Raw genomic sequence first — 15,122 nt, 5'->3', positions numbered from 1 at the left:
ACACCTGTTCATTATACAACGAAAATAACCAGTAAAAAAGACCTTCTGTTACAGAAGGTCTTTCCCGTTTCCGCCTTAGCGGTCATAATGCGTGACATTGAATTTCGGTTCCGCTTTATCTTCTTTCTCCGCGTCCGTCTTTTCCTCTGCCGCCGGCTCTTTATCGGCTTCGTTTTCCTTATCTGCAGCATCCTCTTCCGTCTGCTGCTCCCCTTCCTCAACCGGAGCGGGGTCGAAGAAAGACCAATCATCCTTCTTCGTCTCAAAGTTCAACGGATCCGTTGCCTTTTTTTCGTCTTCATCGGCAAGCTTGCCAGTCGTCAACAATTCTTCCAGCTGTTTAGCCGTCAAAGTCTCACGCTCGATAAGCGCCTGTGCAATAAGTTCGAGCTTATCGCGGTTTTCCGTAATGAGTACCCGGCAAGCCTCATAGGCTTCTTCCAGATATTTGCGAACTTCTTTATCAATCTCACTGGCAACCTCTTCTGAGTAATTGCGTTCATGATTGATATCTCTGCCCAGGAATACCTGATGGTTCTGGCTTTCGCCATAAGCCACCGGACCGAGGACATCACTCATGCCGTACTGCATGACCATGCCGCGAACCATACGGGTTGCCTGCTGGATATCCTGAGAAGCTCCCGTACTGATTTCCTTCAGCACAATTTCTTCCGCTACGCGGCCACCCATAGCCACCTTGAGGCGGTCCAGCAGTTCGGACTTGGTTGCATAGTTGCGGTCTTCCTTCGGAAGCATCAGCGTATAACCGCCGGCACGACCACGCGGAATGATGGTAACCTTGTGGACGGGATCTGCATGTTTGAGCAGCATGCCCACGAGGGTATGACCACCTTCATGATAAGCTGTCAAGCGTTTCTCTTCATCATTCATGATATGAGACTTGCGCTCAGGTCCTGCCATGACGCGTTCAATAGCCTCTTCAAGTTCCTGCATGAAAATCTTTTTCTTGTCCCGGCGAGCAGCCAGCAGGGCTGCTTCATTGACCAAATTGCTGAGGTCTGCACCGGTAAAGCCCGGCGTACGGCGGGCGAGAATATCCAGGTCTGCATCCTCATCCACTGGTTTGCCTTTGGTATGAACCTTGAGAATAGCCAAGCGGCCTCGTACATCCGGTTTGTCGACCACAATCTGACGGTCGAAACGGCCTGGACGCAAGAGCGCCGGGTCTAGAATATCCGGACGGTTCGTTGCCGCAATGATGATGATGCCTTCGTTAGCAGCAAAACCATCCATCTCAACCAGCAACTGATTCAGGGTCTGCTCGCGCTCATCGTGACCGCCGCCTACACCAGCACCACGCTGGCGGCCCACGGCATCAATCTCATCGATGAACACAATGCAGGGTGCATTTTTCTTGGCCTGATCGAAAAGATCGCGGACACGGGAAGCACCGACACCGACAAACATCTCCACGAAATCCGAACCGGAAATCGAGAAGAAGGGAACGCCAGCCTCACCAGCTACTGCACGTGCCAGCAAGGTCTTACCAGTACCCGGAGGGCCAAAGAGCAGGACGCCTTTAGGAATGCGAGCCCCAAGGTCATTATACTTCTTCGGATGTTTGAGGAATTCAACGACTTCCTCGAGTTCCTGTTTGGCCTCATCAGCACCGGCAACATCTTTAAAGTTTACCTTGATTTTGTCCGCACCACTCATGCGGGCACGGCTCTTGCCAAAAGACATGACACGGCCGCCGCCCCCCTGGGTCTGCTGCATGATAAAGAACCATACACCCACCAACAGAAGAATCGGCAGAACCGACGAGAACATGGTGGACCACCATGGCGGCTCAGGCGGATTCTCAGCGGCAATCTCAACATTCTTGCTGCTGAGCTTCTGATAGAGCTGTGGGTCGTTGTTCGGGGCATCCGGTGTGATGGTCGTGAATTCCGTACCATCGGAAAGTTTTCCGCGGATCGTATTCTGAATAATTACGACCTTTGATACTTCACCGTTATCCACCTGTTGCAGGAACTGCGTGTACTCGATTTCCTGCTTGGCTGTGTTCTTTGTTGAAAAATAGTCGATGATGGAAATTGCGACCAGGATAATCAACAGGTAGAACCCTACATTTCGTAGAAACTTATTCAATCCATTGCCCTCCCTTTCCGGGAGCTTTTAAAAGGCTCCTGCGGATTTATTTGTTTGGCATACTCAGGCGTAAATCTCCGGCTTCAAAACACCGATGTACGGCAGGTTGCGATATACTTCCGCGTAATCTAAGCCGTAGCCAACCAGAAATTCATCTGGTACTTCAAAGCCGCAGTAGTCAATATTGACATCCACCACACGGCGGGACGGCTTCGAAAGCAGCGAACAAAGCTTGACACTTTTCGGTTTGCGCTCTTTGAAATACTTCATGAGGTAATTCATGGTCGTACCCGAGTCTATTATATCTTCAATAATGATGAGGTGTTTTCCTTCTACATCATAGTCAAGATCTTTTAAAATTTTAACTGTGCCGCTGGTCGACGTTCCATTTCCATAGCTCGAAGCGATCATGAAGTCAAAGTGAACCGGCAAATCAATCTGACGAACAAGGTCCGTATAGAACATAACGGCACCCTTAAGAATGCCTACGCAGAAAATCTCCTCTTCGACATCCTTGTAGTCTTCTGTAATCTGGCGGCCGAGCTCCGCAATCTTAGCCTGGAGCGTCTCCTCCGAATATACTACCTTCTCGATATCGTCGTTCATCATGATAAATGTTCCTCTCTTCTTTGAATCTTGAGATATAAGAATTTCTTCTTAGTTGTTGTATCTTTATCCACCGGACACAAGGTACTGCGCCGATGGCCCACAACCCATAATATTTCGTGACCGGCAGCAATTAGCGGCAGCCGGCCGCGCTCCTCCTGGGGAATCTTGTCGTCAATCAACAGCCGCTTTAGCTTCTTGCGGCCTCCTGCCAGTTGGATTACATCACCGGCTTCCCGCTGGCGGATGACTAGTGGTTCTGTCAGTCCCTCTGGGCTGAAGTAATACTCAAAGGGCCCGGTGGAGACAGGTAGTGTCGCTAACCAACTGGCCTCACAGGTATAACGTCCCCAGACCGTGCTGCCGGGAATTTGCAGCAGCACCGCTGGCAGCTTTTCAGCCGGAGCATTGGAGGCTTGGGGCTGGCCCAAAAGCCGCCCGTAGGCAACGCGAACCAGCCATCCCCCCGGCAGTTCCAAACGGCTTCCCGTCCTGTTTTCCAGACAAAGCCGGCGCACATCTTCAGCCTGCACAAACCCCAAATCACAACCACTGCCCGTAAGGCAATGCCAAAACTTGCGGACGACGCCGCGCTGCAAAGCCAAAGGCAGTTGGGCCAGGTGCTCCACCACCAGCGTAACACCATCCTGCTCCTCAACCAGCGGGCTTTTCCAAAGGTCATCTACCTGAGCCCGGATATAATCACTTTCAGCAGCGGCGACTTCTGCCAGCTGGCACAAGGCCTTCGAAAGTTCTGGATTATATTCCCGTTGCAAGGCGGGAATCGTGCGCAGCCGCAACAAATTCCGTGTGCAATCCAGCTGCTTATTGGTGCTGTCCTCCCGCGGCGTCAAATGCATCTTGGCACACCACTGACGGATTTCCTGCTTTGTCACCCCCAAAAGCGGGCGCAAAATATGTCCATCCACGCCACTTTTCGGACGCATAGCAGACAGCCCTGCGGGGCCAGTGCCCCGAAACACACGCATGAGCACCGTTTCTGCCTGGTCATCAGCGTGATGGGCCACCGCTAAGAAATCCAGCGATAGTTCCTGCCGGATATTTTCCAGGAAGGCATACCGAAGCTTACGGGCAGCCGTCTCCAACGACAGCCCGTAAGCTTCCGCATAGGCTGGCACATCGCCACTCCCCAAGCGAAAGGGAATACCGAGCTTTTGGCAAAAAGACTGCACAAAGGCCGCATCCTCTTTGGATTCCCCTCCGCGGATGCCATGCTCATAATGAGCCGCCGCCACCCGCAGCTGATACCGTTTGCGAAGCTGCCATAAAAGCATCAACAAGGCCAAGGAATCCGCGCCGCCTGAACAGGCCACGAGGATTCCCGCACCTTGTGGCAACAGGCCATGCTGCTGGCAGAACTTTTCCACCTTTTCCATCATAACCCGATCACCAAGCTTTCTGCAACAAAACGAACAAAAGCACCCTTATGCAGAGTGCTTTGAAATCACCAATGTACTGTCGTACGATTAGTCCGAACGACGGGAACCACGTCCTCCGCGTTTTGAGTCCGTCTTGCGGCGCAAGTCCGTCAGACGCTCGTCACTATCCTTGAGAAAGCGGGAAAGCTTATCCTCAAAGGATGCATTGGAATTGTTAAACCGATTCGGTTTGCGAAAATCACGTGGCGCCCGCGAACGCATTGGACGGGCGGAAGAATCACTCGCAGCAGCAGCATGTGGTTTTACTACATGTTCCTCCGGCTTCTTCTCCTGGAGCTGTTTGATGGAAAGCGCAATCTTGCCCTTTTCATCAATCGTCAATACCTTGACTTTTACTTTATCTTTTTCTGTGAGGAAGTCATGGACATCTTTTACATAAACATCTGCGACTTCTGAAATGTGGACAAGACCATTCTTGCCTTCCGGCAATTCTATGAATGCGCCAAAGTTTGTGATGCCGGTTACGACACCCTCGACCACACTGCCAACTTCAATGGACAAATTAATTCTTCCTCCTTAATGTAGTAAAGAATACACGAATTATTATAACCTTGACCATAGAATAGTGTCAAGGCAGATAACACTCATTTCCGGCTTCCGGTAGTGTACGGAAGCTCTCCGGCGCGGGTCATGCCCAACTCTTCCCGGGCAATCTTTTCGATGTACCCTAATTCATTGAGTTTCTCTTTTTCCTGCCGCAGGGCCTCATTTTCTTTCTGAGCGGCCGCCAGCCGTGCTTCGGCTGCCGCTTGGTCCCTGCTGACCTGACTGAGATAGACCTGTTGAGATATCAGAATGGAGACAAAGTAACCTACAATGATGACCAGCAAAAGAAAAAACCAACTAACACGATATTTCCTTGGCCGTCTTCTGTTATTCATCATTATCCCTCCTTCTGCAAAAATCTCAATCCTCTTAATGATAACGGCAAACTTTATGAGATGCAAGCCAATCGCCAATTATTTTTCCGACCACTGGAAATAATTCGTCGAAGCCAGCCGGCGAAAGGTGGAATTACAGTGCTTGCAATGGAAATGATCCTTGACATTTTCCATATCGGGAACACCATCCACCAGGCGAACAGCCTGCCCTTCCACAAAATCCATCATCTCGCCACAGCGTGGACATACACATTGATTATTGCGATCACGCTTCAGCTCCATGGGGTGAAGGTCCCCGGTTTTTACCATCTTCTTTGCTTTCTTTTTCTGAGGAAGATCATACTCATTATAGAAACCAGATCCCAAAAGTTCCTGAAAATAAATCCCGCAATGATCGCATTCGTATTTGGGCAAAACCGAACTCATATCCGCCCTGCCATTGACAATCTGTACGGCCTTGCCATCAACAAAGCGCAGCTTCCCCTTGCATTTGGGACAGATATACTGATTGTTGTCGTCCTTTGTTAATTGATATACGGCCATTTCCATCACCAATTCCTTCTACAGCTGGTATATCCCCCTCCAGCTGTCCGCAGACTGTTGATATAGTATTCCTCGTTACAACATCAAAAACCTGCTTACATCTTTAATTTATTTTTTCTGTCAGCATCGTTACGATGCACTGTGCTATTTCGGTGGCCGCAGCCGGTCTAGCACACGATCTTGCCTTGGCTGACATACTCTTCAGACAATCCCCTGCCAAAAGTTCCTGTACAGCCGGTGCTAATTTTTCTCCCGGATGCAGCCAAACAGCTGCGCCATGCTTCGTTGCATAAACCGCATTTTCGGTCTCTGGACCAGGAATGGGGTCATGCAGAAGCATCGGCAATCCCAGCACGAAAGCTTCACTGATGGTAAGTGCCCCTGGCTTAGTAATCAAAAGATCAGCCGCTCTCATGAGCTCATGGGCCTTATCGGTAAACCCCCAGGCCTTCACCAAATGATGATACTGCGCAGCGCACTTGCGTACCTCTTCTAAAAGTCGTTCATTGCGTCCGGCAATTACCAACAAGGTAAGGGACTGCGGAATCTTTTCGAGCTCCAGCAGCGTTTCCTTTATCCCGCCTAATCCAAGGCCTCCTCCCATCAAGAGGATTACCGGTTTATTTTGTGGTATCCCGTAAGAATCCCGCAGAGCAGCTTTTCCCGGCAGCGCCTGTAACGAGGCATCAACGGGAATTCCCGCAGCATGAAGACTTGCCTTGGAAAAGGCTCTGCCAATCATTTCCTGGCGCATGGCTTCTGTCGCCATAAAATAGGCCTCCACCCGCGGATACAACCATATCTGATGCAGCGAGTAGTCCGTCATAACCACCACCAAGGGCAGCTTGGAATCGTGACGTTTTTTCCACAACGAAGCCGCCCCCTCAGGGAATGGGTGGGTGCAAATCACCACATCCGGAACTTCCCTCCGAATAAGCCGCTCCACCACCGGCTGCATGACGACAGCAAAGGCACTCTGGGCCAATGAACCTCCCGAAGCTCCTCCGGATACCTTGTAGAATACATCATAAAGATTCGGCACAAAATCCAGCATAATCAAATAGATTTTCTTCATGAGCCAATGAATCAAGGATGTCTGGCGTGACATGAAGTCAACCGTGGTGATATCCGCCTGGGGCAACATTCCCCGAAGCTCCCTTTCGATAGCCTCCGCTGCCTTGATATGTCCCGAACCAATAGATGCCGTCAACAATAAAATCTTGAACGCTTTCGTACTTCTCCCTCCTCTCTGCATAAAAATACACACTTGCCTATTGTATCACATTTCAAGCAGTCAAGCCACCATCAACCCCCCAAATCGCTCCAGTTACAAATGAAGCCTCCGCCGATGCCAAAAAAAGAATCAAAGCCGCGGCTTCCTCCGGCGTGCCGATGCGCCCTAAGGGATAAACCGACGCCATCTGCCGCAGGGCTTCTTCCCGATTTGGCGCCCCTTGCAGCTGCTTTTCGGTAAGCGGCGTCATAATATCCCCTGGAGCAATGGCATTGACCCTTACCCCAAAGCCTGCCAATTCCAGGGCCAGGGCTCGGGTGAACATGACCACGGCTCCCTTGCTGGCACAATAGGCGGAACAATAATAGTTGCCATGAACCCCAGCATCCGAGGCCACATTGACGATATTTCCCCGGGCCTCTTTTAAGGCTGCTACCGCCGCCTGGCAAAGGTAGTAGGTTCCTTTCACGTTGATGTTAAGGACTTCCTCTAGGCAGGCGTCGGTCATATCCTCAATAGCACCTTCCACGTAAATCCCTGCCGAATTTACCAATACATCCAGCCTTCCCCAACGCTTCAACACTTTTGCCACCGCCTGATCGCAATCCCCATGGCAGCTGACATCACAGGGAATAAACACCGCATCTTCTCCTGCCGAAAGCTCCTGCAGCGCTTCTTCACCACGGCTTTTCGACCGCCCGAGCAAAGCCACGCAGAGCCCTCGCTTTAAAAATCCTTTGGCAGCGGAAAGACCAATTCCCGACGTTCCCCCGGAAATCATCACTACCTTCTTTGCCATCTGGCCTTCCATTCAAATCCAGCTCCCTTCTTCACCAATCATCACAAAAAAAGCCGGGTCCCCGAAGGAACCCGGTGTCTTGCCATCAAATTTTTTCACTTATCCATTGACTGCATCTTTCAATGCTTTGCCAGCCTTAAAACCAGGATTTTTCGATGCGGGAATCACAATATCCTCGCCTGTGCGCGGATTGCGTCCCTTGCGAGCCGGACGCTCTTTTACTTCGAAGGTGCCAAAACCAATCATCTGGACTTTGTCGCCTGAAGTCAGTGCCTCCTGAATACTCTCAAATAGTGCATTTACTGCCTTTTCCGCATCTTTTTTTGTCATACCGGTTTTTTCGGCAACACCAGCTACCAATTCAGTTTTATTCACAATTGCAGCCCCCTTAAAAAATACCTTTTCCCAGGCTCCAGCAAATGCCCTGCGCATTCATCGGCCTGCTAATAGTGAATGTAACAGAAAAGTAAATAAAAATCAAGGGCTTTCACGAAAAAACGCGAAAAAACGCGTTTTTTCTATTCAATTTTCCCCTCTCAAGCCTTAGCACGGATAAACAGGCTGGTAAGATGATCCACATCCTTCTGCCGATCCAGTTCATAAAGGGGAATCTGCCGAATGGATTCATCGGGTAAAGCCAGATTGTGGATATAGGTGACCTCGTATTCATCGGGATACAAATCCATCAGCATGAGCTTGGTATCCGAGGCAATCTGCTGATTGTAGACCTGGGTTATGACCAGCGACTGGGCCGGTGTTTCCTTCAGTGTTTCCACATCTTCGGCATCGATAATCGTAAGTCCGTCAATAGGGTCAATCCCCAACCGAGTATACATGACTTCGACAAAACTCATGCCCGGCCGAATATCCACCGTTACCGCCGAATCTTTCCCCAGCTCGCGCAAGAGCACCACCGTGCGCTCAGCCACCAAAGGGCTGCCGGGAACAGCATAGACGATGTCCCCCTCTGCCGCCGCCCGTTCCAAAAGGTCTGCGGCGATTTTCCGGTACAGCGTCTCAAAATCCTTTGCTTCATCGTAGAATCCATCGTAGGTGGAAAAGCTCAGGCCTGCAGCCTCCAAAGCCTCAACGGTAGGATGGATTCGCGTGCGCAACACCAAATGCTCTGCCTTTTCCATAAGTTCCCAACTCTCCCGGGTAATGAGACCAGCACGTCCCGGGCCCAAACCTACTACTGTGATTGTTGCCATATTCTCTCTCCTGCCTTATCTGCTCACTGTTTTTCCCTGCCACTTGCCAAAGCGGCCTCATCACCTACGGCAATCATAAGCAGCCGCGTGACGAAATTCGTGATATTTTTCTTATATTTGTCATTCAAGACAAAACGGAAGCCGTTTTTATCCGGCAATGCCCGCATACTCCGGCCAAATAATTTATCCAGGGCAATCATGCCCTTAACCGGTATTTTATAACCGGGAAGTAAATAAATATCCAAGGCTTTCGGCAATTCCGCAATCGAACGAATCGAAAGATCCCGGGCATAATTTTTGATGCGGGCCACCTCCAATAGATGCATAACCGGCTTGGTGGGCTCACCGAAACGGTCAATCAATTCATCGAGTAGATTGTGTAGTTCCTCATTCTTACGGATGGCGGCAATGCGCTGGTAAATTTCAATCTTATGCATGCCATCATCGATATACCCACCGTCAAGATAGGCCTCAACCTGCAAATCGATAAGAGGGTCTGGCTTTGGCGGTTCTACTTCCTTTTTGCCGCTTTTCATTTTCTCCACAGCTTCTTCGAGGAGTTTGCAATACATCTCAAAACCAACGCTGGCAATATGCCCGTGCTGCTGTGACCCCAACAGATTTCCCGCGCCACGTATTTCCAAATCCCGCATGGCAATCTTGAAGCCTGCCCCCAATTCGGCAAACTCCTTCATGGCCTGCAACCGCTTCTCGGCGGTTTCCGTCAGAATCTTGTCGGCCTGATAGACAAAATAGGCAAAAGCCATGTGATGGGAACGGCCCACCCGTCCACGCATCTGATAAAGCTGGGACAAACCGAAATGGTCCGCATTGTAGACAATAATCGTATTGGCATTGGCCACGTCCAAACCATTTTCTACAATACTGGTTGCCAGCAGGATGTCGTAAGCACCTTCATAAAAGTCCATCATGACCTGCTCTAACATGTCCTCTGGCATCTGGCCATGGGCTGTCTGAATCCTAGCATCGGGAACCAACTGCTGGATGTGGTCCCGCATGCGGTCGATGGTATCGACGCGGTTATAGACAAAGTAGACCTGACCGCCGCGTTTAAGCTCACGCTTGATGGCATTGGCCAGAACGGTGTCGTTGTTTTCCACCACATAAGTCTGTACCGGAAAACGCTCCGCCGGCGGCGTCTCGATGATGCTCATATCCCGCGCCCCCACCAGTGACATGTGCAAGGTTCGCGGAATCGGGGTAGCCGAAAGAGTCAGCACGTCGATTCCCGCCGCCAAGCTGCGGATTTTATCCTTCTGCTTAACGCCAAAGCGCTGCTCTTCATCTACAATCAACAAGCCAAGGTTTTTAAACTGGACCTTGTTTTGATTGAGAATGGCATGGGTACCAATCAGAATGTCGACTTTGCCCTCCTTAACCTTCTCTATGGTTTCCCTCTGCTCCTTGACAGACCGGAAGCGGCAGATTACATCCACCTCAGGGGCAAAATCCATAAAGCGGGAGCTAAAGGTCTTATAATGCTGCTGCGCCAGCACCGTGGTTGGCACCAGCACCGCCACCTGTTTTCCATCCATGGCAGCCTTGTAGGCAGCCCGGATGGCTACTTCCGTCTTGCCAAAACCTACATCGCCACACAACAGGCGCTCCATGGGCTTCTCTTTTTCCATATCCGCCTTAATCTCGGCAATGGCCTTGAGCTGGTCCTCAGTCTCCTGATAGGGGAAAGAATCTTCAAAGTCCTGCTGAGTTGCGTCATCCGGAGAAAAGGCAAAGCCCTTTGCCTGCCGGCGCTTGGCATATATCTCAATGAGTTGCTTAGCGATATCCTCCACGGATTTCTTCGCCCGGGCCTTTGCCTTGACCCACTCGGTTCCGCCCATGCGATGCAAACGAGGAACATCCCCCTCCGAACCGATGTATTTCTGCAGCAGTCCCACCTGATCCGTGGGCACGAAAAGCTTATCGTCGCCACCATACTTGATATGCAGGTAATCCTTATGAATGCCACCCACTTCCAGCGTTTCTACCCCAAGGTATTTGCCGATGCCGTGATTGACATGAACCACATAATCCCCCGGCTTGATTTCCCGGAAATGGGCGATTCGATCCCCTTTATGGGCGGCCCGGATTGTTTTACGCTTCTGATGTCCAAAAATATCCTTTTCCGTCACCACCACGAGACGGGCCGAGGCCATTTCAAATCCCGAAAGCAGGGTTCCCTGCTGGATATTGATTAAGTCTTCACGCAGCTCAGCCGCCTCTTCCACTACGGCTGATGGTACCCGATGGCGGGCCAAGAGCTCCCGCATGGAGTTGGCTTTTTCTCGGTCCCCTAACAGTACCAGAACCCGCTGCTTCTGCCCCAGCCAACGGTTTGCCTCATTCTCCAGTAAATCCAGCTGACGCTGGAAGGGCGTCATATTGGTAGCTGTGAAGCTGATGGTCTGCTCTGGCTCGGCCCCATGGACCTGCTGCAACATCAAGGCAGAATAAAATATATGGTTGCCCTTAGCCGCAGATAGCATATCTTCCCAACGGAAAACCGCCGCTTTGATGTCAGGGTTTTCCCGTACCATTGTCTTGATTTGTTCACGAATCCGTATGGGCTCATCAAAGAGAACTGCCCCTCGCCCCTCCAGATAGGTAAGGAATAGTTCTGGGCGGCCCGCGTCATCCGTCTGCGCCAAGGGAAGGATGGCTGTACTGCTGATGTTGCGGATGGATCGCTTTGTCTCCAAATCAAATTCCCGAAGGGAATCCACTTCATCATCAAAGAATTCCATGCGCACCGGAGACGGGCTGTTGATGGGATAAACATCCACAATACCGCCCCGGGCACTGAATTGACCAACCCGTTCCACATCCACAGCATTCTCATAGCCCAACTGAACCAAATGCTTCAGCAATTCTTCCCGAGGAAACTGCTGACCAATCTGAAGCCGCAGGCTCAGCCGCTCAAACTCATTGCGGCTCATTCCCTTTTGAACCGCTGCAGCCACCGTCGCCAGCACAATGACCGGCTCATGCCGCATAAGCCGTCCCAGCACATCCATACGCCGCGCCGAACGTTCCAGACTTTTGGCCGCCGCCTGAACATTTCCCAAATCCAATTCCGGCAGCTCCACCACAACAGCCGCAGGCAGCAGGGCCGTTAAATTTTCCCGCCAGGCATTTGCCATATCGCGGTTATGCACCAATATCACCCATGGCTGGGGAGCTTTTTCGTAACAGGCGGCAAATGCCACATGCTTCTGAGAACTTCCCAATCCATAGGCCAGCACCTCACAGGCTTTGCCTCCAAAGCAGGCCTGCAGCTTCTGCACTGCAGCATCCTGCCCCATAGCTGCCAATAAAGAATTCATCCTCACACCTCTGTCTGTTTTCATTACGCCAAAATGGGACTGCCGGCTGCTCAGGCAGCCGATAGTCCCTGTAAAAACAATTCAATGCTATTTATAATAATCCTATTTCTCCCGAACGTCAAGAAAAGACCGCGGTTTCCATACGAAGCCGGCAGCCATGCCCGGACGCAGATTCTGCAAATTCTCGGCATTGTGTGCGGGAAGAATACAATAACTGCCACAAGACTGGCATTCCAGGATAATCTCTTCGCCACGTACCGCCGCCGAAATCTCCGAACTGCCGCAAGGGCATTCCAGCTCCCCACTGCTTGCCAAATCATGTACCCGATTCAGCGCTTCCAATAGGGTCTGCTGGCGTTCCAGGAACCTGTCCCCATCATTGGGATGGAGAGAATCGTATTCGGCGTCGTTAAAATCCAGGAATTCGGCAATATCCTGCCATTGCCCGATATACCCCAATTCAAAATTGTCATGCTCGCAATAAAGCTTTTCGAAGCGCAGGCGGCGCAATTGCCGCCAGGTGAACTGCTGCTGGTTCTTTCCCTTGCAAGCTCCGCAAACGGTTTTAAGCAGCAAGCCCTTGCGCGGTTTCCAGGTTATTTCTCCCATCGTATGCCCACAGTTGCCGCATTCCATCACGAAGTGCTTCTGCCCGCTGAAGAGCGGCACATCCTGGAGCTGTATCCGGCCGCAGCGTTGGCAGTAGAACGCTAATGAACAGGCCGTATCGATAAGCATCACCATCTCCTCCTTTCTGAAGAATCCCATTTCCATCATCATTTGGGAGTATACTTCGCCAGCCTTCATTTGAAATCCTCCCGCGCCCAAAGATTTTTGTACGAAAAAAGCCCTGGATTTCCTAAGGAAATCCAGGGCTTTTTTCTTTTATTTCGTCTGGCTGACAGCCAGAGCCGCTTTGACAAAATCACGGAACAACGGATGCGGATTGTTCGGACGGGATTTAAGCTCAGGATGAGCCTGCGTAGCCACGAACCAAGGATGGTCCTTGACTTCAATCATCTCAACCAGGCTGTCATCCGGCAGGGTGCCGGCAATGACGAGCCCCTTTTCCGTAAGTTCCTGACGATATTTGTTGTTGAACTCATAGCGATGACGATGACGCTCCTGGACGTTTGCCTTACCGTAAGCAGCAAAGGAATGGGTACCTTCGCGGAGCAAGCACTCGTATGCTCCCAGACGCATCGTACCACCTTTATTTTCAACGCCCTGCTGGGATTCCATCAAATCGATAACCGGATGCTTCGTCTCAGCATCGAACTCCGAGCTATGTGCATCGGTCATGCCGCATACGTGACGAGCAAACTCGATGACAGCACACTGCATACCCAAGCAAAGTCCCAGGAACGGCAGCTTGTGCTCGCGGGCATACTGGATTGCCTTAATTTTGCCCTCGACGCCGCGATCACCAAAGCCTCCCGGCACCAAAATTCCCTTGCAGCCAACGAAGACCTCGTCAAGATCCGTATCCGGATTTTCAATTTCTTCTGCATTGACCCAGTGAATCTTAACCGAAGCATCGTTATCAATGCCGCCATGATGCAACGCCTCTGTTACCGAGATATAAGCATCCGGCAGCTCAACGTATTTGCCCACCACGGCAACTTTAACCTTTTTGCTCGGGTTGTTGATTTTGTAGACCATTTTCTCCCAATCAGACATATCCGCCGGGCCGAAATCCATATTGAGCTTCTGCAAGGCAATCTTATCGAGGCCTTCACGCTGCATCATCAGCGGAACTTCATAGATGGTCGATGCCGTACGGTTCTCGATAACAGCCTCCGGCTGCACATCGCAGAACATGGCAATCTTCTCTTTCATCTCTTTCGAGATGGTCTTTTCCGTACGGCAGACGAGAATATCCGGCTGGATGCCAATAGCGCGCAGTTCCTTGACGCTATGCTGAGTCGGTTTCGTCTTGAGCTCGCCAGCAGCCGAGATATAAGGAAGCAGCGTAACATGAATGTAGAGCGTATCATTCTTGCCCACTTCCTTCTTGACCTGACGAATGGCCTCAAGGAATGGCTGGCTTTCAATATCGCCCACCGTACCACCGATTTCCGTGATGACTACATCGGCACCATCAGCCTTCGCCACATCATAGACCTTCTGCTTGATTTCGTTGGTGATGTGAGGAATAACCTGAACCGTCGACCCCAGATATTCACCACGACGTTCTTTATTCAGAACCGACCAGTATACTTTACCCGTGGTGATATTGGAGTTCTTCGACAGATTGATATCGATAAAACGCTCATAATGACCAAGGTCAAGGTCCGTCTCAGCACCATCGTCAGTGACAAAAACCTCACCGTGCTGATACGGGCTCATCGTACCCGGATCGATGTTGATATACGGGTCAAATTTCTGAATCGTGACCTTCAGGCCCCGGCTTTTGAGCAGACGGCCGAGCGATGCAGCCGTAATGCCTTTTCCCAGGGAAGATACAACACCACCGGTAACGAAAATATACTTTGCCATGGAACTGCCTCCTGTACGTTCTTATTGAAATAACATGTTGCCTATTCTATCCTTTTTGGCCAGGACTGTCAATATCCTGAAACAGAATTATTCCTGAATGCTCTCCAGCTTCTTCTGTCGATTGTTGATAGCTTTGTTGGCAGCTTTCGATTTGCCAGCACTAGAACGGCTGCTGTGGCGTTTGATTTCTGGCGGGTTCCACTCCGTAAGCCCCCACTGGCCATCGCCTTCATAGTGGAAACGGCTGTCCATATTGATAAGGGTATAAACTTCCGAAATTGCTGCCGACAGGGACTGTACTGGCTTATGCTTTTTCTCGATAACCTCAAGAACCAGGTCTTTGTAATAGATGGTCTGCCCCTTCTGAGTCAGAACATAATAAGCGATATCGACTTCCGAGCTGTTGACGAAATCCATAGATAATGGTCTCCTT

General features: G+C 50.8%; 14 protein-coding genes. All 14 read right to left on the bottom strand.

What is annotated here, in order from left to right; translation table 11 throughout:
• Positions 1 to 75: 75 nt before the first annotated feature.
• The 14 genes from ftsH to rpoE all read right to left on the bottom strand — a co-directional run bounded on the left by ftsH (position 76) and on the right by rpoE (position 15,106).
• Complete coding sequence (ftsH, locus tag BLQ36_RS05170; protein ID WP_074514370.1) at positions 76 to 2,112, bottom strand: ATP-dependent zinc metalloprotease FtsH; 2,037 nt, start codon at positions 2,110 to 2,112, stop codon at positions 76 to 78.
• A 63-nt stretch (positions 2,113 to 2,175) separates the two neighbouring features.
• The gene (gene hpt, locus BLQ36_RS05165; protein ID WP_074514369.1) at positions 2,176 to 2,721 is read right to left on the bottom strand and encodes a hypoxanthine phosphoribosyltransferase; all 546 of its coding nucleotides are present in this window, start codon (positions 2,719 to 2,721) and stop codon (positions 2,176 to 2,178) included.
• Entirely contained in the window at positions 2,718 to 4,118 is a 1,401-nt protein-coding gene (gene tilS / locus BLQ36_RS05160) for a tRNA lysidine(34) synthetase TilS (protein ID WP_074514367.1), read from the bottom strand. Before tilS ends, hpt begins: the two co-directional genes overlap by 4 nt.
• Positions 4,119 to 4,205: 87 nt before the next feature.
• On the bottom strand, positions 4,206 to 4,679 hold the full coding sequence (locus BLQ36_RS05155) for a S1 domain-containing RNA-binding protein (RefSeq protein ID WP_033169848.1): 474 nt from the start codon (positions 4,677 to 4,679) through the stop codon (positions 4,206 to 4,208).
• A gap of 83 nt (positions 4,680 to 4,762) precedes the next feature.
• On the bottom strand, positions 4,763 to 5,059 hold the full coding sequence (locus BLQ36_RS05150; RefSeq protein WP_074514365.1) for an FtsB family cell division protein: 297 nt from the start codon (positions 5,057 to 5,059) through the stop codon (positions 4,763 to 4,765).
• A 78-nt stretch (positions 5,060 to 5,137) separates the two neighbouring features.
• A complete protein-coding gene (locus tag BLQ36_RS05145; RefSeq protein WP_318260914.1) occupies positions 5,138 to 5,608 on the bottom strand; it encodes a hypothetical protein in 471 nt (156 codons plus the stop codon).
• Between the two features lie 97 nt (positions 5,609 to 5,705).
• Positions 5,706 to 6,857: an MGDG synthase family glycosyltransferase gene (locus tag BLQ36_RS05140; protein ID WP_074514364.1), complete on the bottom strand. Its 1,152-nt coding sequence runs from the start codon at positions 6,855 to 6,857 to the stop codon at positions 5,706 to 5,708.
• A 31-nt stretch (positions 6,858 to 6,888) separates the two neighbouring features.
• Complete coding sequence (locus BLQ36_RS05135) at positions 6,889 to 7,635, bottom strand: SDR family oxidoreductase (protein WP_081342234.1); 747 nt, start codon at positions 7,633 to 7,635, stop codon at positions 6,889 to 6,891.
• 99 nt (positions 7,636 to 7,734) lie between these two features.
• A complete protein-coding gene (locus BLQ36_RS05130) occupies positions 7,735 to 8,010 on the bottom strand; it encodes an HU family DNA-binding protein (RefSeq protein ID WP_156033473.1) in 276 nt (91 codons plus the stop codon).
• 161 nt (positions 8,011 to 8,171) lie between these two features.
• Entirely contained in the window at positions 8,172 to 8,846 is a 675-nt protein-coding gene (locus BLQ36_RS05125; protein WP_074514358.1) for an SAM-dependent methyltransferase, read from the bottom strand.
• A gap of 23 nt (positions 8,847 to 8,869) precedes the next feature.
• On the bottom strand, positions 8,870 to 12,190 hold the full coding sequence (gene mfd / locus BLQ36_RS05120) for a transcription-repair coupling factor (protein WP_074514357.1): 3,321 nt from the start codon (positions 12,188 to 12,190) through the stop codon (positions 8,870 to 8,872).
• A 102-nt stretch (positions 12,191 to 12,292) separates the two neighbouring features.
• Positions 12,293 to 12,997, bottom strand: a complete 705-nt coding sequence (locus BLQ36_RS05115) for a hypothetical protein (RefSeq protein WP_318260913.1) — start codon at positions 12,995 to 12,997, stop codon at positions 12,293 to 12,295.
• 78 nt (positions 12,998 to 13,075) lie between these two features.
• Complete coding sequence (locus tag BLQ36_RS05110) at positions 13,076 to 14,689, bottom strand: CTP synthase (RefSeq protein WP_074514356.1); 1,614 nt, start codon at positions 14,687 to 14,689, stop codon at positions 13,076 to 13,078.
• 87 nt (positions 14,690 to 14,776) lie between these two features.
• Complete coding sequence (gene rpoE, locus BLQ36_RS05105; RefSeq protein ID WP_074514354.1) at positions 14,777 to 15,106, bottom strand: DNA-directed RNA polymerase subunit delta; 330 nt, start codon at positions 15,104 to 15,106, stop codon at positions 14,777 to 14,779.
• Between the last annotated feature and the right edge of the window lie 16 nt (positions 15,107 to 15,122).

This window comes from Selenomonas sp. WCT3 (genome assembly GCA_900100835.1).
In the GTDB taxonomy this organism is placed as follows: domain Bacteria; phylum Bacillota; class Negativicutes; order Selenomonadales; family Selenomonadaceae; genus Selenomonas_A; species Selenomonas_A ruminantium_E.
This window is presented reverse-complemented; position numbering and strand designations above follow the sequence as displayed.